Origin of the sequence: Sporolactobacillus pectinivorans (genome assembly GCF_002802965.1) — a bacterium.
Taxonomy (GTDB): domain Bacteria; phylum Bacillota; class Bacilli; order Bacillales; family Sporolactobacillaceae; genus Sporolactobacillus; species Sporolactobacillus pectinivorans.
In genome coordinates, this window is sequence record NZ_NXGA01000001.1 from 1,307,273 (window position 1) to 1,330,038 (window position 22,766).

A 22,766-nucleotide genomic window follows, 5' to 3' on the forward strand; every position below is an offset into this window, starting at 1 on the left:
TTCGTCTGCGGGCGAATGGTTTTTAAAAGTGGGTATGGCCGGATAAGTCTTCAGTGCTTGGGCCAAATCGGTGCAAAAGGAGCAGAGAAAAGTAAATTATGGATGACATGATTGTGATGCAGAATGTCTGGAAAGCTTATCCCAACGGTGTGATGGCACTGAACGGCATCGATCTGTCGGTAAAAGAGGGCGAATTCATCTATGTTGTCGGGCCGAGTGGTGCCGGAAAATCGACATTTATCAAGATGATTTTCAGAGAACTGAAACCAACTAGAGGAAAAATCCTGGTTAATCATAAAAATATTGCGAATCTGAGAGAACGTCAGGTGCCCTATTTCCGGCGTAAAATTGGGGTGGTCTTTCAGGATTTCCGTCTTCTGCCAAAATTAACAGTTTACGAGAATGTGGCGTTTGCCCTCGAAGTGATTGAAGAATCTCCGCGGGTGATTAAGCGCCGCGTCATGGAAGTACTGGATCTTGTCGGACTAAAACATAAAATACGTTCTTTTCCCGATCAGCTGTCAGGCGGCGAGCAGCAGCGCGTCTCAATCGCGAGGTCAATCTGCAACAAGCCCCCGGTTCTAATCGCTGATGAACCGACAGGAAACCTTGATCCGGAGACATCTTGGCAGATAATGGACGTGTTCAAACGAATTAATGAGCAGGGCACGACGATCGTCATGGCAACGCATAATCGGGATATTGTCAACACGGTGAAACACAGAGTGATTGCCCTCGAAGGCGGCATGATCGTGCGCGACGAAGAAGAGGGGGCATATGGTTATGAGGCTTAGGACTCTGGGCAGGCATGTCAATGAAAGTTTCAAAAGTCTGGGGCGCAACGGCTGGATGACTTTTGCATCGGTCAGTGCGGTGACTGTATCGCTCATTCTTGTTGGACTTTTCATGATGGTGCTGTTTAACTTGAATAAAATAGCCGGAGACATTGAAAATGATGTTGAGGTTCGTGTCTATGTCGACCAGTCGGCGACAAAGGCTGATCAGGACCAGCTGGCAAACAGCCTGAGGCAGGTGAAGAACGTTCAATCTGTCCAGTATGAGTCGAAAACTCAGGGGCTGAACGACTTAATGAAAAGCCTTGGAAGCGATAAGAGCACGTTTGAAGATCTTAAAAATCAAAATCCGCTCCCGAATGCTTTTATTTTGAAAACGAAGCAGCCGCAACAGACTGTCAGCGTCGCTGCCCAGGTTAAAAGTCTGCCGCATGTATCAGATGTGCGGTACGGAAAAGGCACCGTTGAAAAAATGTTCCGGATCGTTAATATAGCGAGAAATGTCGGTATTGTTTTGATTTTGGGGTTGCTGTTCACCTCGATTTTCCTGATTGCCAATACAATCAAGCTGACTATCGTAGCGCGCCGCCGTGAAATTGAAATCATGAAGCTGGTTGGGGCGACCAACGCTTTTGTCCGCTGGCCTTATTTTATCGAAGGTTTGATTATGGGCGTGCTTGGCTCGGTTATTCCGGTTTTTCTGGTTGTTATCGTTTATCACTTTGCCTATTACAATCTTGGAGGAAACTTATCCCAGATGTTCATCCGGCTGATTCCATATCAGACGATGACGACAAATCTCAGCCTGCTCCTTGTTGGCATTGGAGCGGTGATCGGTGTCTGGGGCAGCTTGAGTTCCGTCCGTAAATTCCTGAAAGTCTGAGGTTCTCCGGAAGCGGGGAACCTTGATTTTTCTTCTGTTGTTTGGGAACGCTAGAAGCAGGCAATTACAAAGAGAAAATGCAGCACTGCCTTTTTCAAAGACATAATGGACCTGCAGTCGCTCTGAGGAGACAAACTGTCTAAAGTACGGTATTATAGTCACTAAGTTTTGTTTAATGATGCCACTGGTGTCCTGGACGATTGGTGACACTAATGGAGGAGGCAATTTTTATGAAAAAGTTCAGCGTCAAAGTAGTCGTGCTGCTCATGGCGCTTTCCCTGATTGTTGGAGCAGCCGGTTCGTTTGCAGTGTTCAGCTTTGCTCAGGGCCGTCCGGAACCCCGGACGGCGGCTGTTGCAACAAGTTCGGCAGCGTCCGGGGACACCGCTAAAATAAAAGCCATCCATGATCTGATTGAGAAAGATTACTTTCAGAAAGTCAGCAGCAGCAAGCTTTATGACGGCGCCGTACAGGGCATGATCGATGCACTTGGCGATCCTTTTTCCAGCTATATGAATGCCCAGACAGCCTCGGATTTTACACAATCGCTGTCATCTTCATTCCAGGGAATCGGCGCCGAGGTGCAAATGGTTGGCAATCAGCTCACCATCTTCTCATCGATTAAGGGTTCTCCGGCTGAAAAAGCGGGACTCAAGCCTAATGATCAGATTGTTGCGATCAATGGCAAGACGACGGCAGGCCTTGATATTAATACGGCGGTCAACAGGATTCGCGGTAAAATAGGGACGACGGTCCAGATCAAGATTAAGCGCCCGGGTGTCAGCAATGAACTGACCTTCTCAATCAAGCGTGATAATATACCGATTCAGACGGTTAACAGCCGGATGATTCATCAGAATGGCCAACCGATTGGTTATATTGCGATTACCCAGTTCAATGAAAATACGGATCAGGAATTTTTTAAAGCACTGACTTCACTGCAGAATCAAAAGATGAAGGGCCTGATCATCGATGTTCGGGGCAATCCCGGTGGCTATTTGCAGGCCGTGGAAAAAATGGCCAATCTGCTGGTTCCGGATCAAAAACCGATTGTCCAAATTGAGGATCGGGCCGGGCAGAAACAGCCGTTTTATTCGACACTTAAGCAGAAGAAAAGTTATCCGATCGTTGGTCTGATTGACGGAGGGAGCGCGTCGGCATCGGAAATTCTTGCAGGAGCGCTGAATCAGGCCGGAGGCTATCCGTTAGTCGGTGTCAAGTCATTCGGCAAGGGGACAGTTCAACAGGGTATTGAACTGTCTGACAAAAGTGAGCTGAAACTGACCACTGACAAATGGCTGACACCAGACGGCGACTGGATTCATAAAAAGGGTATTCAGCCAACGTACAAAGTAAATCAGCCGGCATATTTCTATGCGACGCCACTTAATTTGAACAAGGGTCAGACATTGAAATTTGATCAGACCGGTCCAAATGTCGCGGATGCACAGAAAATGCTGGTTGCCGCCGGCTTTAATCCGCAGCGTTCGGATGGCTATTTCAGCAAAGCAACGCAGCAGGCTGTTTCAGCTTTCCAAAGTTCTGACAAACTGAAACCAACCGGAATAATTGATCAGAAAACGGCGGAAGCACTGCAGGTTGCTACCTTGAATGCTATTGCTAATCCAAAGAACGACAGCCAGCTGAATATGGCGATCAAAGTCATTGAAAAAGCGATTAAATAAATATAGAAAGCAAAAAGCCGGAGTAGGTGCTCCGGCTTTTTCCATGTTTATTTTTCATAAAAATCAAAGTTACGAAAAACGTTCATACAGCTCGAATAACGTCCATTGTTTGGCTGGGCAAAAAATTCGGATTGGAGACGGATTTTGTAATTATGCGGTTCACAGATAAGGTGCACTTGCTGTATTCTTAAGATATTGGAATATTTATCAGCTCATCGAATTTGGGGGAACAGCATATGGCGGACATCTTTCATTCAATTCTGCTCGGTATCGCATTTTTTTTCTGTAATCCGGTATTATACCTTCTGCTGATCGGTCTGTTTCTGTTCAGTGCGCAGCGTGTGAGGCGTGAGCGGCGTTCGTTCCGCGTCAAGGATTACGGGATGTTCAATATTATCTTTGCCAGCATTGTACCGGGCCTGCTTGCTGGCGTGGCTGGATCCGCTGTACTGCTACTTACTGGCGTGGCGTTGCCTTTTGGAGTGATCGTGCTGTTTTCCTGTGCCTATCTGGTCGTTATGCTGACAGCGCGGCTCCGCTTCCTTTCACCGGCCGTTGCCGGAGGTCTGGTGCTGGCTGTGACATATTTTATGCCGGATGTACGTACTCCCTACGCCATTGTTAATAAGTGGCTGGCCGATATCCACCATGTTAACTTTTTTTCGCTAGGTATTTTCATTGCCGTTGGAATGCTGGCAGAATGCCTTCTCGTATATATATGGGGAGCTAAGCAGCCGTCTCCCCGTTTGATTAACAGCCGGAGAGGCGGCATGGTCGGTGCTCAGGAGGCAAGCGCGCTGTGGATTGTTCCGCTGTTTTTCCTTGTCCCTTCTGCCGGTCCGATCGGCCATATCGGAATCTGGCCGGTCATTCAGGGTGCAGGAAACTCGTTCGGTTTTGCTTTGTTCCCGCTTGGTGTGGGCATTGCACAGCTAGTTACGCATTCGCTTCCTAAACCGGCTATTCGGGTCACCGGGCACTGGCTGCTGATGACCTCGGGTGTATTTCTTGTTTTTTCCGGTCTGGGCGGCTGGCTTCACCTGCCTATTTTAATAGTAGCCGGCGGTGTATTCGCTCTGGTCAGCCGGATCGTACTGCTATGGTATCATCACGAACTGCGCGAAAAACGTCCGTTTTATTTTATCAGGCCAAATAAAGGCATTCGTGTTGTCGGAGTGATTCCACACTCTCTCGGTGATAGAATGGGAATCTTGCCAGGTGAGGAAATCTTGCGCGTCAACGATATTGATGTTAGCAGTACCTACGATTTTTATCAGGCACTGCAAAAACATGTGGCTTATTGCAAGTTGGAAGTAACCGACCGGTTTGGCGAGCCAAGGTTTGCAAAGGGCCCGGTTCACGAAGATGATGGGCATAAGCTTGGTTTGCTGCTTCTGGAATCAGATCATTGGACTGGAAAACTAAAGACAAAACCATGATTTTTATGTCGAATAATATTTGTGGAACGTGATCCGGCATAAAGAGACTGCCCGGCGCTTTTTCCAGCTTATGAAAAGTATGGAATTCAGCTTTGAGGAGTGCGCTGCCCGCAGGTTCTGAAAGCGAGAGCCGGGGGGGCTTAATTTCCCGGATGTTCCATTAAATTTACTGGTTGCATATTTAAGTATGTAAAAAAAGAGTTATTTATTATTGATTTTTGTTAATTGTGTTATGCTTACTTTAAGAATTGAGACATATTAGGAAAGGAGCAAAAAATTAGGATATGAAATCAACAGGCATTGTACGCAAAGTCGATGAATTGGGCCGAGTCGTTATTCCGATTGAACTGAGAAGGACCATGAATATCAAAGAAGGCGATCCGCTGGAAATTTTTACAGAAGATGACCGCATTATCTTTAAAAAATATATTCCGAGTATGGCCTGCCAGATTACTAATGAAGTCTCACCGGACAATCTAGTTCTGGCGAATGGCAAGTTGATTCTCAGCCGGAAAGCAGCTAAATCTGTTGTTGAAGAAATTGAGAAATATATGGGTGAAGATGCACATTTGTAATTTAAAAAAGCTTCCGTGTCGTTTCGGCATGGAAGCTTTTTTTTATGTAAAGAAATATAATAGTGAAAACTTCAACTCAGTTCAGGGGACTCCGGCTAAAAGAAACTTTGGTTAAGAACGTCCTGTGCACAATGCCGAAGTTGTCACACCCTGCGGAAGAACGTCTTTTGGCCTGGCTGGTACCGGGTTGTACATGGTCGTCATGACTAAGGGCTATCCTGCAGCTTGGCCTTTAACAGGTTTTCTTTACAGGAATACGCCCCGTGTGCTTACGCCAGATTTCATGTCCAGTGGGAGCTGAGAATATCTGTTCGCTTTTTCTGCCTTTTTAGGGGGAACATGTGTTATAATTATACTTAACGATTCTTGTGATTTGGAGGGCGAATGAATGGACTTTCAGCTTGTTTCCAATTATCAACCGCAGGGGGACCAGCCTGAGGCGATCCGAGCGCTGGTGAACGGAATTGAAAGCGGCAAAAAACACCAGACATTGCTCGGTGCAACCGGGACAGGCAAGACATTTACGATGTCCAACGTTATTAAGGAGGTCCAGAAGCCGACGCTGGTCATTGCGCATAATAAAACGCTGGCCGGCCAGCTCTACAGCGAATTTAAGGATTTTTTTCCGAATAACGCGGTCGAATACTTTGTCAGTTACTACGACTATTATCAGCCGGAAGCGTACATTCCGCAGACGGACACCTATATTGAAAAAGATTCAAGTATTAACGACGAAATCGATAAGTTGAGGCATTCGGCAACCAGCTCGCTGTTCGAACGGCGCGACGTAATTATTGTAGCCAGTGTTTCCTGCATTTACGGTTTAGGCTCTCCGGAAGAATATAAGTCGCTCGTTGTTTCGCTGAGGCCGGGAATGGAAAAAGACAGGGATGCAATGCTACGGCAGCTGGTTGATATTCAATATACGCGCAACGATATCAATTTCACACGAGGCACTTTCCGCGTACACGGGGACGTGGTCGAGATTTTTCCGGCATCGCGCGATGATCATTGCATTCGCGTTGAATTTTTTGGTGATGAAATCGAGCGGTTGACCGAGATGGATCCGATGACCGGAGAAATTGTCGGTGAACGTGACCATGTTGCAATCTATCCGGCTTCCCACTTTGTCACGGGTCAGGAAAAGATGAAGAAGGCGATCAAGAACATTCAGGCTGAACTTGAAGAGCGGCTGAAAGTGCTGCATGATAGTGGCAAGCTGCTGGAAGCCCAGAGACTGGAACAGCGCACGCGTTACGATTTGGAAATGATGGAAGAGGTCGGTTTCTGCTCGGGTATTGAAAACTATTCCCGCCATCTGACATTCAGGAAGGCAGGTGAGGCGCCGTATACGCTGATGGATTATTTCCCGGATGATTTTCTGATCATGGTGGATGAATCCCATGCTACGCTGCCCCAGGTCCGGGCGATGTACAATGGCGACCAGGCACGGAAAAATGTGCTGGTGGACAATGGCTTTCGTCTCCCTTCAGCAAAGGACAACCGACCGCTGAAGTTCGAGGAATTTGAAGAAAAGGTCAATCAGGTCGTCTTTGTATCGGCAACGCCGGGCGATTATGAACTGGAACATTCCGACAAACCGGTGGAACAGATCATCCGACCGACCGGGCTGCTCGATCCGCTGATTGAAATTCGGCCGATCAAGGGGCAGATAGACGATCTTTTTGATGAAATCAACCTCAGAGTCAAACGGCATGAACGGGTGCTCGTCACGACACTGACAAAGAAAATGGCGGAAAATCTGACGGATTATCTGAAAGGAATGGGCGTTAAAGTACGCTACCTTCATTCAGAGGTCAAAACACTGGACCGGATCGAAATTATCCGCAATTTGCGCCGCGGTGAATTCGATGTGCTGGTCGGAATCAACCTGCTGCGCGAGGGCCTTGATATTCCGGAAGTCTCACTCGTTGCGATTCTTGACGCCGACAAGGAAGGCTTCCTTCGCTCAGAACGCTCACTGATTCAGACGATGGGACGCGCGGCGCGCAATGAAAACGGCAAGGTGATCATGTATGCCGACCGTGTGACGGATTCGATGCGAGTGGCCATGGATGAAACTTCACGGCGGCGAAAAATTCAGAACATGTTTAATGAAGAGCACCATATCACGCCGAAAACAATTAAAAAGTCGATACCGGATTTGATCAAAGCGACCTATGATGTGGAAGATGAAGAAAAAGCCGGCAAGAAAAAGAAACGCAAACTGACAAAGACGGAACGAAAAAAAACAATTCTAAACATGGAAAGCGAAATGAAGAAGGCGGCCAAGTCGCTTGACTTTGAACGGGCAGCCGAGCTCAGAGACATAATCTACGAACTGAAGGCGGAGGGGTAAAAGATTTATGGTATTGGAAAACATTGTCGTCAAAGGTGCTCGCGAACATAATCTGAAAAATGTCAATGTAACGATTCCGCGTGACAAAATGGTTGTTGTTACCGGACTCTCCGGTTCCGGAAAATCATCACTGGCTTTTGACACCATCTATGCCGAGGGGCAGCGCCGCTATGTTGAATCATTGTCGGCCTATGCCCGCCAGTTCCTCGGCCAGACGAATAAACCGGATGTCGATGCCATTGAAGGGCTGTCTCCGGCGATTTCAATCGATCAGAAAACAACGAGCCACAATCCGCGTTCGACGGTCGGAACGGTTACGGAGATCTATGATTATCTTCGCCTGCTGTTCGCTCGCGTCGGTCATCCTTTCTGCCCAACACACGGAATCGAGATCACTTCCCAGACGGTGGAGCAGATGGTAGACCGCGTGCTTGCTTATCCGGAGCGGACGAAACTGCAGATTCTTGCACCGCTTGTTTCCGGAAGAAAAGGAACTCAGGCGAAAGTTCTTGAAGAGATCAAGAAAAAGGGCTATGTCCGGGTTCGCGTTGACGGTGAGCTGCATGAAGTAAGTGAAGAAATTAAACTTGAAAAGAACAAGAAACATGATATAGATGTCGTTATTGACCGGATTATTATCAAATCCGGAATCGAAGGGCGGCTGGCAGATTCTCTCGAAGCTGCCTGTAAGCTGACTGAGGGCCGCGCCGTTGTCGATGTGATCGGGGGGGAGGAGCTGCTTTTTTCCGAGCAGCATTCCTGCCCGTATTGCGGTTTTTCAATCGGTGAGCTTGAACCGCGTCTTTTTTCATTCAACAGTCCGTTTGGCGCCTGCCCGGATTGTGATGGATTGGGGTCGCGGATGGAAGTGGATCCCGATCTTGTCATTCCGGACTGGACGAAGACGCTGGCCGGGGGTGCGATCGCGGCCTGGGAACCAACCAGTTCGCAGTATTACCCGCAGCTGCTGAAAGCTGCTTGTGCGCATTTTGGCATCGATATGAATGTGCCGGTGGAGAAGCTGCCTAAGGATCAGATACAGATTATTCTTCACGGAGCGGGAACGGAGAGAATCCATTTTCATTATGAGAATGAATTTGGCGATGTCCGCGACAAGGAAATGTACTACGAAGGCGTTCTACCGAATATCGGGAGGCGCTACAAGGAGACGACTTCTGATTTTATCCGCGAACAGATGTCGGAATACATGATGCAGAAACCCTGCCCGACTTGCCATGGTTACCGGCTCCGCCCTGAAGCGCTTGCTGTCAAAATCGGCGGGAAACATATCAGTGAAGTGACAGAGATGCCTATCCGGATGACGCTGCAATTTTTCACCCAGCTGGAACTAACGCCTAAAGAACAGATCATTGCCCGCCTGATTTTGCGCGAGATCAAACAAAGAACTGAATTTTTGATTGACGTCGGTCTGGATTATCTGACACTGAGCCGGGCGGCAGGAACGCTTTCCGGCGGTGAGGCGCAGCGAATAAGGCTGGCGACGCAGATCGGATCACAGCTGATGGGTGTGCTTTATATTCTGGACGAGCCATCCATCGGGCTTCATCAGCGTGACAATGACCGATTGATCCATACATTGCTTAATATGCGTGATCTTGGCAACACACTGATCATTGTCGAGCATGATGAGGACACGATGCTCGCCTCGGATTACATCATCGATGTCGGCCCGGGCGCCGGCGAGCACGGTGGCCAGATTACCGCTCAAGGCACGCCTCAGGAGATCATGAAGAATGAACATTCACTTACCGGCCAGTATTTGTCCGGAAGGAAGTTCATACCGATTCCATTAAAACGCCGGAAGGCCACGAAACGGGCGATTAAGATAGTCGGTGCAAAGGCGAATAACCTTAAAAATGTCAATGTCAGTTTCCCGCTCGGCATCATGACGGTCGTTACCGGTGTGTCCGGCTCAGGGAAAAGTACGCTTGTCAATGAGGTACTGTTCAAAGCCCTGGCCCAGAAGCTGCACGGCAGACGGGACGCCCCCGGGGAATTCAGGCAAATTAAAGGAATCAGTGAACTTGACCGCGTCATTCAGATTGACCAGTCCCCGATCGGCCGTACACCTCGTTCCAATCCGGCAACCTATACGGGTGTTTTTGATATGATCCGCGAGGTTTTTGCTGCAACGAACGAAGCCAAAGTGCGCGGATACAAAAAAGGCCGTTTCAGTTTCAATGTCAAAGGCGGGCGTTGTGAAGCTTGCAGCGGTGATGGCATTATTAAGATTGAGATGCACTTTCTTCCGGACGTCTATGTTCCCTGCGAAGTCTGCCATGGCAAGCGCTACAACAGAGAGACACTGGACGTGACTTATAAGGGGAACACCATCGCCGATGTACTTGATATGACAGTGGAGGAAGGGCTCGAATTCTTTAAAAATGTGCCGCGAATCAGGCGGAGGCTGGAGCCGCTGTTTGACGTCGGGCTCGGGTACATCCGTCTCGGGCAGCCGGCCACGACACTGTCAGGCGGCGAAGCGCAGCGTGTCAAGCTGGCTTCCCAGTTGTACCGGAGAACCAAAGGGCGCGCGCTGTACATTTTGGACGAACCGACCACCGGCCTGCATACGGACGATATTGCCCGTTTGCTTCGTGTGCTGCAGGCGCTTGTCGATAGCGGTGACAGCGTGCTGATCATTGAACATAATCTTGATGTGATCAAATGCGCTGATTATCTGATTGACCTTGGACCTGAAGGCGGCGATGGCGGCGGAACCATTGTGGGAAGCGGAACGCCTGAAGAAATTGCTGGAACTGAAGGTTCGTACACTGGAAAGTATTTAAAACCGGTTCTTGAAAGAGACCGGAAGCGGATGGCTGAGCACCTTACCGAACAGAGGCTTGCTGCGGGAAAAGCTGAATAAACAGCAATGAAAATTTTTCCGCCTCTTGCTTTGATTTGGCCGGATTTTATCATTATGGCTTGTTATACAAGCCAAGAAGAGGGTATAGTGAAAAGAGATTAGCCACTCAGGAGGTTTACTATGAAAAAAAGACTGTACCGTTCCCGTGATAATCGGGTAGTTGCAGGTATTCTCGGCGGCATCGGGGAATATTTTAATGTCGATCCGACAGTGATCAGAGTAATTTTTATTGTTCTGCTGGTCGCCAGCTTCTTTTTCCCATGCACGATTGGCTATATTCTTGCTTACTTTATCATTCCTGAACAGGGGGAGTGAGTAAGTTGTTTAGAAACTGGTTTGCCAATTCGCTGCTTAATATCATCACCAACATGATTATTCTTATGACACTGGCGGGGTACCTGCACACGATGGTTCATCTGTCAGGTGTTGGCGCGGCCTTCGCGACGAGTGTGGTTCTTGCTATCCTCAATCTGTTTGTCCGGCCGGTGCTGATTCTGTTTTCGCTTCCAGCTACGATTCTTTCACTTGGATTTTTTATATTCGTGATCAATGCCTTGATGCTTCTTCTGACATCAGCCATTATGGGCCCGGCCTTCAGGCTCGACAGTTTTGGCAGTGCACTGATTGTTGCGATAATTATGGCGCTTTTCCAGATGATTATTCGGACGTTTATCATCAGGCCGCTAAGAAGAGGCTGACCGTTCATCCTGTTTTTTTGTGGAAAAGACGATCATTGATGCTGCCGATGTATGGTAAAATGAAGAAAATATGATGACAGCCGCGGACGGATCCTCCATTGGCGTTTGCCCGCGCCTTGATTGAAATAAGCTTTCGGGAGCGCCGGGCCTGGCAGTGCGGCGCAATGACAGACAGAATGGAGGGAGCATCTCTCCCGGAAGTATGTACGCCTTGCTGGGACGGAATTAACGCTTTCAGAGTGCATGCCAGCCTGCCACGCAGGTGCACGTTGAAGAAGGAACCGGGTGTGGCTTGCCCGGGCAGCTGCTATCGCTTATGGATAAGGTGCGCGTCAGTGAACTGATTGAACATTTTAATTTAAAATTGGTCAGTGGTGAAAAAGGAACCGGACGCGAAATTATTGTCAGTGATATTTCACGTCCCGGGTTGGAGATTGCCGGTTATTTTACTTATTACCCCAGGCGGCGGCTGCAGCTGCTCGGTCGAACTGAACTGTCTTTTTTTAATGAGCTGAGTACGGACGAGCGTTACAAACGTACATCACAGCTTTGCACCGCACAGACACCCTGTATTGTCATTTCACGCGGTATTGAAGTTCCTGAGGAATTTATCATTTCATCGAATAAACGCAATGTTCCAATTCTGCAGTCGAAGATGAAAACGACTCGCCTGAGCAGCATGATTACCAATTACCTTGAATCAAGGCTGGCCCCGATGACTTCTGTACATGGCGTTCTCGTCGATGTGTACGGAGTCGGTGTGCTGATCACCGGTGAAAGCGGCGTAGGAAAAAGTGAAACCGCACTTGAACTGGTTAAACGCGGGCATCGGCTTGTGGCAGATGACTCGGTGGAAATCCGGCAGGAGGGCGAATCTGAATTAGTCGGTAATGCGCCTGAACTGATCCAGCATTTGCTGGAAATCCGCGGACTCGGCATCATCAATGTGATGACCCTGTTCGGTGCCGGTGCCGTTCGGAATTACAAACGGGTTTCACTTGTCATTCACTTGGAACTCTGGGATCAGAATAAGGTCTATGATCGCCTGGGACTTGACGAAGAAAGAACCAAGCTGATTGATACAGAAATCCCACGCCTTGTGCTGCCGGTGCGCCCCGGACGCAATCTTGCCGTAATTATTGAAGTGGCGGCGATGAACTTCCGCCTGAAGAACATGGGCTATCACGCGGCACAGCAATTTTCTGACCGTCTGAATGATACACTGAATGAACGGTAGCAAGTTTGTCCACTATCAACTTCTGATAAGGGGAAATCCAGGGATTGCCCCTCAACTAAGATCATTTTTACATCTGAGAAAAAGGTAAGGTGAGAATACAATGGATCAATCAATTTACCCATTGAATCCGATCGCGCTTCATCTGGGGCCCATTCACATTTACTGGTATGGTATTATTATAGCCTGCGGCGCATTGCTCGGCCTGATGCTGGCCATGCGCGAAGGCAACAGGCGGGGGCTTCCCAAGGATACATATGTTGACCTGATCATGTTTGCCGCACCGATTGCCGTGATCTCTGCGCGCATCTATTATGTCGCTTTTGAATGGTCCTTTTATTCACAACATCCATCGCAGATCATTGCCGTATGGAATGGTGGCATTGCCATCTATGGTGCGCTGATAGGCGGTCTGCTGACAGCGATCATTTTTTGCAGGGTTAAGCATCTGTCATTCTGGAAAGTGGCAGACATAGCTGCCCCGAGTGTGATTCTTGGACAGGCGATCGGACGTTGGGGGAATTTTATGGATCAGCAGGCGCATGGCGTTGCGACGACTCGCGCGGTTCTGGAAAATATGCATCTACCAACTTTTATCGTCAATCAGATGCTGATCAATGGTACATACTATATTCCGACTTTTCTTTATGAATCGGTCTGGGATTTTGCGGGCTTTGTTCTCCTGCTCATTCTCAGAAGAGTCAACCTGCGGCGCGGAGAACTTTTTTTGTCTTATGTTATCTGGTATTCGCTCGGCCGTTCGTATATTGAAGGATTGAGGACAGACAGCCTGATGCTTGGTCCACTGCGTGTATCGCAGTGGCTTGCCGGTGTGCTGGTCATTCTCGGGGTAGGCTTGATTCTGTACTGGAGACTTAGGAAAGAAAAACGTCCCCATTACCTGGATGCCTGATCTTTTTGTGCCGCACCGCAATTTACGGGGCGGCATATTATATTTTTCAAAATGACTGGAGGATTTGGATTGATTCAAACTGTTTTATTCGACCTGGACGGAACACTGATCAACACAAACGATTTGATACTCGCCTCTTTTCAATACACACTTGATTGTTATTTTCCGGGAAAATACACGAAAAAAGATTTAGTTCCTTTTATTGGCGAGCCGCTGGAACTCAGCTTTGGCAGTGTTGATCCTGTGAAAAGGGATGAAATGATTGAGGTGTACAGAGCGCATAACAGCCGGTTCCATGACCGTCTGGTGACCGAATTCCCCGGGGTAAATGAAACGCTGGCAAAACTTTCCGAAGAGGGCTGTAGACTCGGTGTCGTCTCAACGAAAAAAAGGGATATGGTTGACCGCGGGCTTGAATTCACACACATTGCCGGATACTTTGACACGGTTGTGACGAGTGATGATGTCGCTCGCCTTAAGCCGGATCCGGAACCTGTTGAGAAAGCAATGTCGCAGTTGTCGGCAAAGGCCGAATCAACACTAATGGTTGGTGATAGTCCTTCCGATATACTGGCAGGTTCGGGTGCGCATGTACGCACTGCAGCTGTTGGCTGGTCAATGAAAGGCCGCTCTGTTCTGGAAAAACTGCATCCTGATTATTTGATCGATAGTATGAGCGATCTTCTGCAACTTGTGCGCGCCGCTGAAAATACATCTTTTTGACAGATTAAACCTTGATATAAAATTACGGGAAAAAAATAAAAATTGACTAGAATTTATGTGACTTCAATCACATAAATTCAAATGGAAAGGAGGTATATATTAATTGAGTGATGCAAATCACTTTTTGCTTCCCTATTTATGAAAACGCTTAAATTTGATTGGGGGCCGGCATCATGGTTAAATGGTTGCGAACAAGCAAAACGTCTTCAGTTATCTTACTTCTTTTGCGTTTATGGCTCGGTTGGCAATGGACAACGGACGGGTTTCATAAAGTTTTCGGCGCGAAGCCTTTTGATGCATCGGGATTCATGCAGGGCGCGATTGCTCATCCGGTTACGGGACCGACAGGGAATGTGCTCTATGGACCGTTCAATGCGTTTCTGCAGCACATTGCTCTTCCTGCATCGCCTTTCTTCAGTTTTCTGGTCAAATGGGGCGAATTATTGGTCGGCATCGGGCTAATTCTCGGGACACTGACAACAGCAGCTGTCTTTTTTGGCCTGCTGATGAACTTTATGTATATGTTCGCCGGGACAGTTTCAACAAATCCGCCCTATGTCTTGATCGGTGTAATTATTCTTTTTGCCGGATTTAATGCAGGAAAACTGGGTGTGGACTACTGGGTCATTCCGTGGATTCGCAAAACAGTGGGAGGCTGGTTCGGTAAATCGGTTGCTAAGGGGGAAACGGTCTGACGTTCCGCAAAAATTATTAACTTTGAAAAAAGGCTCAGTGATTTGGTCGCTGGGCCATTTTTACGATCGAAATGCGGGTCGGGATGGCACTGCGGCGTCATTCGCGAGGGAGATACCTCTGGAGCAAACAAAAACTGCACTTCCTCTGTCGTCTGCCCGGCAATTTTTTTCAAAGGCGGAAACAAATATGCTATACTGAATTTTGCGGAGAGAAATCAGGGTTGCAGAGGAAGAAGGATTGTATGAGTAAAGGTGATCATTCGCAAAAGAAACAGGTTATTTCCCTTCGCTATGATGGCGATTTTTTCTATCAAAAAGGGATGACCTGTTATCAGAAAGGCGATCTCGAGCGTGCAAGCAGATATATTGATCGCGCTCTGAAAATAAAACCGAATGAAGTGGAGTATCTTTGTCAGCAGGCGGCGATTCTGTCCGAGCTGGAAGATTACACTTCATCTATTGACTTGCTCAAAAAAATTGTTCACGAGCTTGATGCGCAAATGACTGAATGTTATTTTTTTATGGCAAATAATTATGCTTATCTCGGCGAATTTGACGAAGCGCTCGCTGAAGTAAGAACATATATGGCCCTTGAGCCGCATGGAGCTTTTGCTCATGAAGCCCGGGAATTATTTGATATGCTTTCATCAGAGACTCAGGATATGGACGAGTACGAAGAGCCGCCTTATATCAGTCTTCATGAGAGAGGCAGGGCAGCTCTGGAGCACGGACGATTTGAGGAATCCATTTATTTTTTTAAAAAAGTAATCCGCGAGGAACCGGACTATCTTGCTGCTCAAAATAATCTGATGATCGCATATTTTTCAACGGGTGCCACTGAAGAAGCGCTGGCTGCTGCTGAGGCCGTCCTGGAAAAGGATCCGGGAAATATTCATACGCTGTGCAACCTGGCGACTTTTTTTTACCAACTCGGGGATGATGATAATCTTCAAAAGATTATGGGCCGGCTGGGCAATATTTACCCGATCCTGCCGGAACATTGCGGGAAAATCGGCTCAACCTATCTTTTTATCGGCGACTATGAAAAGGCCTATTACTGGTTGAAAATTGCTGAACGGAGAGGTGTCCGCAGCGATCAGGTCTTTTGCTTCTGGATGGCGCTTTCCGCTTATCATATGAATCATCAGGAACAGGCCGAAAGATACTGGGAGCAGGTGGATTATTTCAGTAGCAAACCGTTTCATCCTTTCAAGTACACGAAAATTCAGGATATGATGTTCGAGACCGGGGCGGAAAAGAACTTTATGATCGGCGATCTGCTCCGGGAGGAAATTTGGGATGGCAGCCGCGGTTATCAGCTTTTTTCATTGTTTTATCTGGCACGGAGTGAAAGCGTGGCCTTGCTCGAAGAGATTTATCAAAAAGGCCCGGATGCACAGATCAAAGGGTTGGCAGGCCGTTTTATTTTAGAAAGGCAGTCGGGGCAGCCAGACGCTAGAATACGGATCATGAGAATCGTTGAGGAGCTCATTGGTGGAGAAAAAGAAGCTATGAAACATCCCGAGTTGTACAGCTTCTGGTTCGTCGTTGATCCCTTGATAGGCTTGGTCCAAATAGATTGCTCAGGTTGGGCTGCTGCGCTCTTTTATTTATGGAAAAAAGAATTCGGGATGCGCATGTCTCAGAAAGCAGCTGCAGATCTGGCCGGTACGACGGTTTACCGCATCCGCAAGCACGTGACGGAACTGACTCGTTCACTTGACAGCAAGTGGGAAGAAAAGCTGATGAACTGACCCCCGGGGTGACAGAAGATGAACTGTTTTGTTACCGAGCAGTTTTCTGGACTTTAACTCTGCCATTCTTTAGCATAGAAGTATCAATTAAGCAGATAATAATTATTACAATTAACAACAATCAGGGAGGATGGGATCAAAGGTGGCAGATGAAGACAAAATTTATGACGTGATTATAGCAGGTGCCGGTCCTGCCGGGATGACGGCAGCAGTTTATGCGGCCCGGTCCAATATGGACACGTTGATGGTTGAGCGCGGTATCCCGGGCGGACAAATGGCAAACACGGAAGCAGTTGAGAATTACCCTGGATTTGAATCAATTTTGGGTCCAGAACTTTCTAATAAAATGTTTGAACACGCAAAAAAATTCGGCGCTGTTTATGCCTATGGCGATATTAAGGAAATCAAAGATGGAAAAGATTTCAAAACGGTTGTCTGCGGAAAAAAGGAATACAAAGCGCGCACAGTCATTGTGACGACCGGTGCCGAATACCGAAAACTGGGTGTCCCCGGTGAGAAAGAGCTGGCAGGCCGCGGTGTTTCTTATTGCGCAGTCTGTGATGGCGCTTTTTTCAAAGAAAAGAAGCTTGCTGTAATTGGGGGCGGAGACTCGGCAGTTGAAGAGGGCACTTATCTGACCCGTTTTGCTTCCAATGTGACGATTATTCATCGCCGAGATCAGTTGCGTGCACAGAAAATCCTGCAAACACGCGCGTTTAACAACGAGAAAGTTGACTTTATCTGGAATACAGTTTGCACGAAAATCAACGGAACAGATGGTAAAGTTTCAAGCCTGACGCTCAAAAATACTAAAACGGGGGAAGAGACCGATTTTCCGGCAGACGGTGTATTTATCTATGTCGGCATGAATCCTCTCACCAAGGCGGTTGAAGCTCTTGGCATCACCGACGAACAGGGTTACATCGTTACCAATGAAAAAATGGAGACCCGCATTCCGGGGATTTTTGCAGCTGGGGATGTCCGCCAGAAGGAACTGCGCCAGATTGTGACGGCGACCGGTGACGGAAGCATTGCAGCAGACAATGCACAGAAGTACGTTGAAAAAATGAAGGACGCGTCGACTGTCGGTTAAGTGTAAATAGATGTGTAACTTTTGTCGTAGGTATCAGGTTATCAATCAGCTCCATTTTTAACCATACTTAACCTCTGCGTAACTATTCTGAAATAAAAGAAAGTTATACTAAAATAGAAATTGACCCCCCTTTTTAGATATTATAATTAATTTAGCGGCGCGTTAAAAATAACGTGCCGTTTTTTTGCAATAAATAAGTTATCTCCAAACTCATTTTTTGACTATCTGTGCGGAATGTGACTCAAGAAGTTTTGGTGTATCCTTTTTGAATTACTTTCTGATCGACTGGTTTTCGAGTATACTGTAAAGGGAAGGCGGCAGTAATGGTGAAATAGATTTGTGGCTCAGGCCCTGCCAGAGACTTGGCTTTGCCAAGTGTTCTTTAGAATTTGCCACATGATTAGAAATTTACAGGTGACGGGACGGGAGAAAGATGAAAGACATCCAAGTGGTGATCATTACAGGAATGTCAGGTGCAGGAAAGACGGTCGCAACGCGTATTTTTGAAGATATGGGCTATTTCTGCATTGATAATCTTCCTCCGACCCTGATGCCGAAATTTATCGATTTGATTGAAGACTCGGACTCAGATAAACTGAATAAACTGGCATTGGTTATGGACCTGCGCGGGCGAGAGTTCTTTGACTCACTGTTCAAGTCACTGGATGCCTTCAGCAAGGCAGAAAAAATCAGGCCTAAAATATTGTTTCTGGATGCTAACGATCAGACACTTGTCAGGCGTTATAAGGAAACACGCCGTTCACATCCGCTCTCGCCTAAGGGACGCCCGGTTGAGGGGATCCGGCTTGAACGGAAGAAACTGGAAGAAGTCAAGGGGCTTGCCCAATACTATATTGATACTTCAGATCTGTCGACACGGCAACTGCGGGATCAGATCATCAGTGATTTCGGCAGTGAAAGCGAATCATTTCGCGTCAATTTGCTCTCGTTCGGTTTTAAGTATGGACTGCCGATTGATGCAGATCTCGTCTTCGATGTGCGTTTCCTTCCAAACCCATATTATATTATGCATATGCGTGAACGGACTGGGCTTGACCCTGACGTGTCAGAATATGTGCTAAAATGGACTGAAACGCAGCAGTTTCTACAGAAATTGATGGAGCTCCTGAAGTTCATGCTTCCACAGTATAAACGTGAAGGTAAGGGGCAGCTGGTGATTGCAATCGGCTGTACCGGCGGCAAACACCGGTCTGTCGCACTGACAGAATGGATTGGCAAAGTGTTGTCTGTCGACTACCCGACAAGTGTGTCGCACCGGGATATTGAGAGAGGATAATCGAAAACAATGACAGATCAGAAAAAAGTTGTTGCCATTGGAGGGGGAACAGGACTCCCTGCAGTGCTCCGGGGTTTGAAAAAATGCCCAGTGGATATTACTGCAATTGTGACAGTAGCGGATGACGGTGGAAGCAGTGGTATGTTAAGAAATGAATTGCAAATTCCTCCGCCGGGGGACATACGCAACGTGCTCGTTTCTTTATCAGATGTTGAGCCGGTATTTGAAAAACTTCTGCAGCACCGATTTAAAACAGACAGTGGGCTGAATGGGCACTCGCTAGGCAACCTGCTTATCGCTGCCCTGACATCGATCACCGGAGATTTTGTCAAGGGTGTCAGGGAAATGAGCCACATCCTGAATGTACATGGCCAAGTGCTGCCTGCAGCCGATCAGAGCATCGTGCTGGGCGCTGTCATGAGTGATGGTTGCATTGTCGAAGGCGAATCAAGTATTCCCATGGCCAATAAAAAGATCGAGCATGTTTTTCTGAAACCTGCAGACATTCGACCGCTTTCGGAAAGTGTGATGGCAATCAGGAAAGCTGATCTGATCACTTTCGGACCGGGCAGTCTTTACACCAGTGTTATCCCGAATCTTCTCGTTCCGGAACTGGCTGCGGAGGTCATTCTTTCCAAGGCAAGAAAAGTCTATGTTTGCAATGTGATGACTCAGAAGGGCGAAACAGACGGATTTTCCGCTTCAGATCATATTATGGCTATTAACCGTCATGTCGGATGCTCTTTTATAGATACAATTATCGCGAACAATCAACCGATTGTGCCGTCAATTCTCAAACGCTATGCTGCGGAAGGAGCAGAACCTGTGTCTGTTGACCGTGAAAAGCTTGAGGCACAGGGACTGAATGTGATTACAGCTCCGCTGATCAAGACGGCGGGTGGCGTCATCCGTCACAATGAGGCAGCGATCGCGAAGCTGCTGATGACATTGTTTACAGAAAAAAAAGTTTGAAGTTCAGGAGGCCTTGCGATGTCATTCGCCGCAGATACCAAAAGAGAACTGACTATGCTGGAAGTTGATGATTGCTGCGCGCGTGCTGAACTGGCGGCTTTGACCCGGATGAACGGGTTCGTATCGATCAGGAGCAAACGTATTGAGCTCGATATAGCAACTGAAAACGCGGCTATCTCGCGGCGAATCTATCGGCTGATCAAACAGGTTTACCACTATCAGATTGAAATCCTTGTCCGCAGAAAAATGCGGCTAAAAAAAAATAATGTCTACATCGTCAGGCTTAAGGAAACAGCGGGACCTTTTCTTCGTGATCTAAGAATCATTGATCAGAGCAGCCAGTTTACACGTGAAATTGCTCCGGAACTTGTAAAAAAGAAGTGCTGCAGGCGCTCATACCTTCGCGGAGCATTTCTTGCCGGTGGCTCCCTGAATCATCCGGAATCCTCATACCACCTTGAAATATTTTCTAATTATGAAGAACACACGTATTCTTTGGCTAAACTGATGAATACGTTTGACTTGAACGTCAAAGTGCTGTCCAGAAAAAACGGGTATATCATTTATATGAAAGAAGGCGAGAAAATCACCGATTTCCTAAGTATTATCGGTGCGAATAAGGCACTCTTCTATTTCGAAGATATCCGGATCGTGAAAGATATGCGCAACTCCGTGAATCGGCTGGTCAACTGTGAAACGGCCAATCTGAACAAAACAGTCGGTGCGGCCATGCGGCAGATGGAAAATATACACCTGATTGAGAAAAGCATTGGACTTGATGAACTTCCGGAAAAACTGCGCGAAATAGCCGAGCTCAGACTGCAAAACCCTGATGTTACACTTAAAGAACTCGGCGAGATGGTCGGAGGTGAACCAATTAGTAAATCAGGCATCAATCACCGCTTCCGAAAAATTGATCTAATTGCCAACCGGATTCGTCAGGGTCAGTAAATAATTGAATCTGCAAAAGCGGTACAATGTGAGGAGGTGAGGGGGATGATTAAAAAAATTGTAACTGTTCAGTTGAAAGATGGCCTCCAGGCGCGACCTGCGGCCTTATTTGTTCAGGAGGCCAGCCTGTTTTTGTCACAAATTACATTGGAAAAAGGTGGAAAAACAGCAAACGTGAAAAGCATTATGGGCGTCATGGGTATCGCTCCGGCCTTCGGTGAACAGTTTGTACTAAAGGCCGATGGACCGGATGAAAATGAGGCCATTGCCGTACTTGCGGGACTGATTGAAAAAGCAGGCTGATCATAACATTTTTGTAAGCGCTGTTATTGACGATTGTTTAACGTATAAGCTTTTAACTTAGAAAGTTCATCCGAAGCGGGCAAGTTTAACCGCAAAAGATGAAAGTTAACTCGAAATAAAAATTTAACCGAAACGTAGATCGACCATCCTAAAATAGAAAATCTTTAATCCAATCTGGAAGAGTGAAATGTAATTTATTTTAATCGAGCCTAAATTGATATTAGTAGGGCCCAATCAGTAAAAAATCGGCCTGAGATCTAACGGTTGTGTGAATTTCAAAATTGAACGAAAAAATTTGAATGAAAAAACCCGGAGCGCGTGCCCCGGGTTTTTTTCTTAACACTTTTTTATGCTTTTGATTTTGGTGCGGTCATAATATCGTCAATCAGGCCATACTTTTTTGCTTCTTCTGCAGACATAAAGTTGTCGCGGTCGGTATCGCGTGCAATGACTTCATATGGCTGGCCGGTTCTCTCAGCATAGATATGATTCAGCTTTTCACGGATATAGAGGATACGCTTTGCGTGAATTTCCATATCGGATGCCTGGCCCTGCATTCCGCCGGATGGTTGGTGGATCATGATTTCACTGTTCGGCAGCGCGTAGCGTTTGCCGATTTCCCCGGCCATCAGCAAGAAACTGCCCATCGAGGCAGCCATGCCGATGCAGATGGTCGATACTTTCGGCTTGATAAACTGCATCGTATCATAAATGGCCATACCGGCTGTAATTGAACCGCCCGGGCTGTTAATATAAAGCGAAATATCTTTTTCAGAATCTTCCGCAGCGAGAAAGAGCAGCTGCGCGACAACGGCATTGGCGACATTATCGTCAATTGCCGTTCCCAGCATAATGATTCTGTCTTTCAGTAAGCGGGAATAAATATCGTACGCACGTTCTCCACGGTTTGTCTGCTCAATGACTGTAGGGATTAAAGGCATTGAACCTACCTCCTTTTATTCGTATATGAGTAACTTTTATCTAACCAAGGACAATAATACATTAAAGGTCAATATAGGTCAAATTTTAAGCTATTGAAATCAGGATTAAAAAATTTTTTCGGGTGTTTAAAATGTAATCGCTCGGCAGCGGCTGGTTCGAACACGTTATAGAATTATTTTATGTTTTTCAAAATATACCGCTGATCACGAGTGAACAAGCCAAATGATATTCCAGAAGCAGTCAGGAGTCAGTATCGCGGGTAAAAAGGCTTCATTCTAGGTTATTTTCCAAAAAATGCTGTTAAAATTAAAAATCATGCGCAGATTACCCCGTTGCATGGCTTTTGAGTGTGCATGCCGCCTGAATCATTAAAAAGTAGAGATAGGCAGCAAAAACGCCCGCAGCTTTAAGCTGTGAGCGTATTTTTGCTAAGGCGGCTCGCCGCGTGATGCGCTCGAAGGGATTCGAACCCCCGCCACATGGTACCGGAAACCATTGCTCTATCCAGGCTGAGCTACGAGCGCATATTATTAACTTGCTTGCTTCACTGACATTTGTTTATTTTA

20 protein-coding genes and 1 tRNA gene are annotated in these 22,766 nt (G+C 47.1%); 19 read left to right on the forward strand and 2 right to left on the reverse strand.

Annotated features, from left to right (window positions below; all coding sequences use genetic code 11):
• Positions 1–107: 107 nt before the first annotated feature.
• From ftsE to COP04_RS06335, 19 genes are all read left to right on the forward strand, one after another.
• A complete protein-coding gene (gene ftsE, locus COP04_RS06240) occupies positions 108–794 on the forward strand; it encodes a cell division ATP-binding protein FtsE (RefSeq protein ID WP_100489565.1) in 687 nt (228 codons plus the stop codon).
• The gene (gene ftsX / locus COP04_RS06245) at positions 784–1,677 is read left to right on the forward strand and encodes a permease-like cell division protein FtsX (protein WP_100487192.1); all 894 of its coding nucleotides are present in this window, start codon (positions 784–786) and stop codon (positions 1,675–1,677) included. Before ftsE ends, ftsX begins: the two co-directional genes overlap by 11 nt.
• A gap of 230 nt (positions 1,678–1,907) precedes the next feature.
• Positions 1,908–3,362 carry a S41 family peptidase gene (locus COP04_RS06250; RefSeq protein ID WP_100487193.1) on the forward strand — a complete coding sequence of 485 codons (1,455 nt, stop codon included), beginning with the start codon at positions 1,908–1,910 and terminating at the stop codon, positions 3,360–3,362.
• 236 nt (positions 3,363–3,598) lie between these two features.
• Complete coding sequence (locus tag COP04_RS06255) at positions 3,599–4,801, forward strand: PDZ domain-containing protein (RefSeq protein WP_100487194.1); 1,203 nt, start codon at positions 3,599–3,601, stop codon at positions 4,799–4,801.
• 284 nt (positions 4,802–5,085) lie between these two features.
• Positions 5,086–5,376: an AbrB/MazE/SpoVT family DNA-binding domain-containing protein gene (locus COP04_RS06260; protein ID WP_100487195.1), complete on the forward strand. Its 291-nt coding sequence runs from the start codon at positions 5,086–5,088 to the stop codon at positions 5,374–5,376.
• A 388-nt stretch (positions 5,377–5,764) separates the two neighbouring features.
• Complete coding sequence (gene uvrB / locus COP04_RS06265; protein WP_100487196.1) at positions 5,765–7,735, forward strand: excinuclease ABC subunit UvrB; 1,971 nt, start codon at positions 5,765–5,767, stop codon at positions 7,733–7,735.
• A gap of 7 nt (positions 7,736–7,742) precedes the next feature.
• A complete protein-coding gene (gene uvrA, locus COP04_RS06270; protein ID WP_100487197.1) occupies positions 7,743–10,625 on the forward strand; it encodes an excinuclease ABC subunit UvrA in 2,883 nt (960 codons plus the stop codon).
• A 120-nt stretch (positions 10,626–10,745) separates the two neighbouring features.
• On the forward strand, positions 10,746–10,940 hold the full coding sequence (locus COP04_RS06275; protein ID WP_100487198.1) for a PspC domain-containing protein: 195 nt from the start codon (positions 10,746–10,748) through the stop codon (positions 10,938–10,940).
• A complete protein-coding gene (locus COP04_RS06280; protein ID WP_239984785.1) occupies positions 10,937–11,323 on the forward strand; it encodes a phage holin family protein in 387 nt (128 codons plus the stop codon). The genes COP04_RS06275 and COP04_RS06280 overlap by 4 nt, the downstream gene beginning before the upstream one ends.
• Before the next feature lie 316 nt (positions 11,324–11,639).
• Positions 11,640–12,560, forward strand: a complete 921-nt coding sequence (gene hprK, locus COP04_RS06290) for an HPr(Ser) kinase/phosphatase (RefSeq protein ID WP_100489566.1) — start codon at positions 11,640–11,642, stop codon at positions 12,558–12,560.
• Between the two features lie 100 nt (positions 12,561–12,660).
• Entirely contained in the window at positions 12,661–13,470 is an 810-nt protein-coding gene (lgt, locus tag COP04_RS06295; RefSeq protein ID WP_100487201.1) for a prolipoprotein diacylglyceryl transferase, read from the forward strand.
• Positions 13,471–13,539: 69 nt separating this feature from the next.
• A complete protein-coding gene (gene ppaX / locus COP04_RS06300) occupies positions 13,540–14,193 on the forward strand; it encodes a pyrophosphatase PpaX (protein WP_100487202.1) in 654 nt (217 codons plus the stop codon).
• Between the two features lie 173 nt (positions 14,194–14,366).
• Positions 14,367–14,888 carry a DoxX family membrane protein gene (locus tag COP04_RS06305; RefSeq protein WP_100487203.1) on the forward strand — a complete coding sequence of 174 codons (522 nt, stop codon included), beginning with the start codon at positions 14,367–14,369 and terminating at the stop codon, positions 14,886–14,888.
• A gap of 242 nt (positions 14,889–15,130) precedes the next feature.
• Positions 15,131–16,642, forward strand: a complete 1,512-nt coding sequence (locus COP04_RS06310; RefSeq protein WP_100487204.1) for a tetratricopeptide repeat protein — start codon at positions 15,131–15,133, stop codon at positions 16,640–16,642.
• Positions 16,643–16,772: 130 nt separating this feature from the next.
• Positions 16,773–17,735: a thioredoxin-disulfide reductase gene (gene trxB / locus COP04_RS06315; protein WP_193437396.1), complete on the forward strand. Its 963-nt coding sequence runs from the start codon at positions 16,773–16,775 to the stop codon at positions 17,733–17,735.
• A 433-nt stretch (positions 17,736–18,168) separates the two neighbouring features.
• Positions 18,169–19,032: an RNase adapter RapZ gene (gene rapZ / locus COP04_RS06320; protein ID WP_100487205.1), complete on the forward strand. Its 864-nt coding sequence runs from the start codon at positions 18,169–18,171 to the stop codon at positions 19,030–19,032.
• Positions 19,033–19,041: 9 nt separating this feature from the next.
• Entirely contained in the window at positions 19,042–20,004 is a 963-nt protein-coding gene (locus COP04_RS06325) for a gluconeogenesis factor YvcK family protein (RefSeq protein WP_100487206.1), read from the forward strand.
• A gap of 18 nt (positions 20,005–20,022) precedes the next feature.
• Complete coding sequence (whiA, locus tag COP04_RS06330; protein WP_100487207.1) at positions 20,023–20,955, forward strand: DNA-binding protein WhiA; 933 nt, start codon at positions 20,023–20,025, stop codon at positions 20,953–20,955.
• 45 nt (positions 20,956–21,000) lie between these two features.
• Positions 21,001–21,258 (forward strand): HPr family phosphocarrier protein, encoded by a 258-nt coding sequence (locus COP04_RS06335; RefSeq protein WP_100487208.1) that lies wholly within the window; start codon positions 21,001–21,003, stop codon positions 21,256–21,258.
• A 347-nt stretch (positions 21,259–21,605) separates the two neighbouring features.
• On the opposite strand, the gene clpP is transcribed toward COP04_RS06335, so the two are convergent.
• Both clpP and COP04_RS06345 read right to left on the reverse strand, forming a co-directional pair.
• Positions 21,606–22,199 (reverse strand): ATP-dependent Clp endopeptidase proteolytic subunit ClpP, encoded by a 594-nt coding sequence (gene clpP / locus COP04_RS06340; protein WP_100487209.1) that lies wholly within the window; start codon positions 22,197–22,199, stop codon positions 21,606–21,608.
• Between the two features lie 450 nt (positions 22,200–22,649).
• Positions 22,650–22,724, reverse strand: a tRNA-Arg gene (locus COP04_RS06345).
• Positions 22,725–22,766 lie beyond the last annotated feature (42 nt).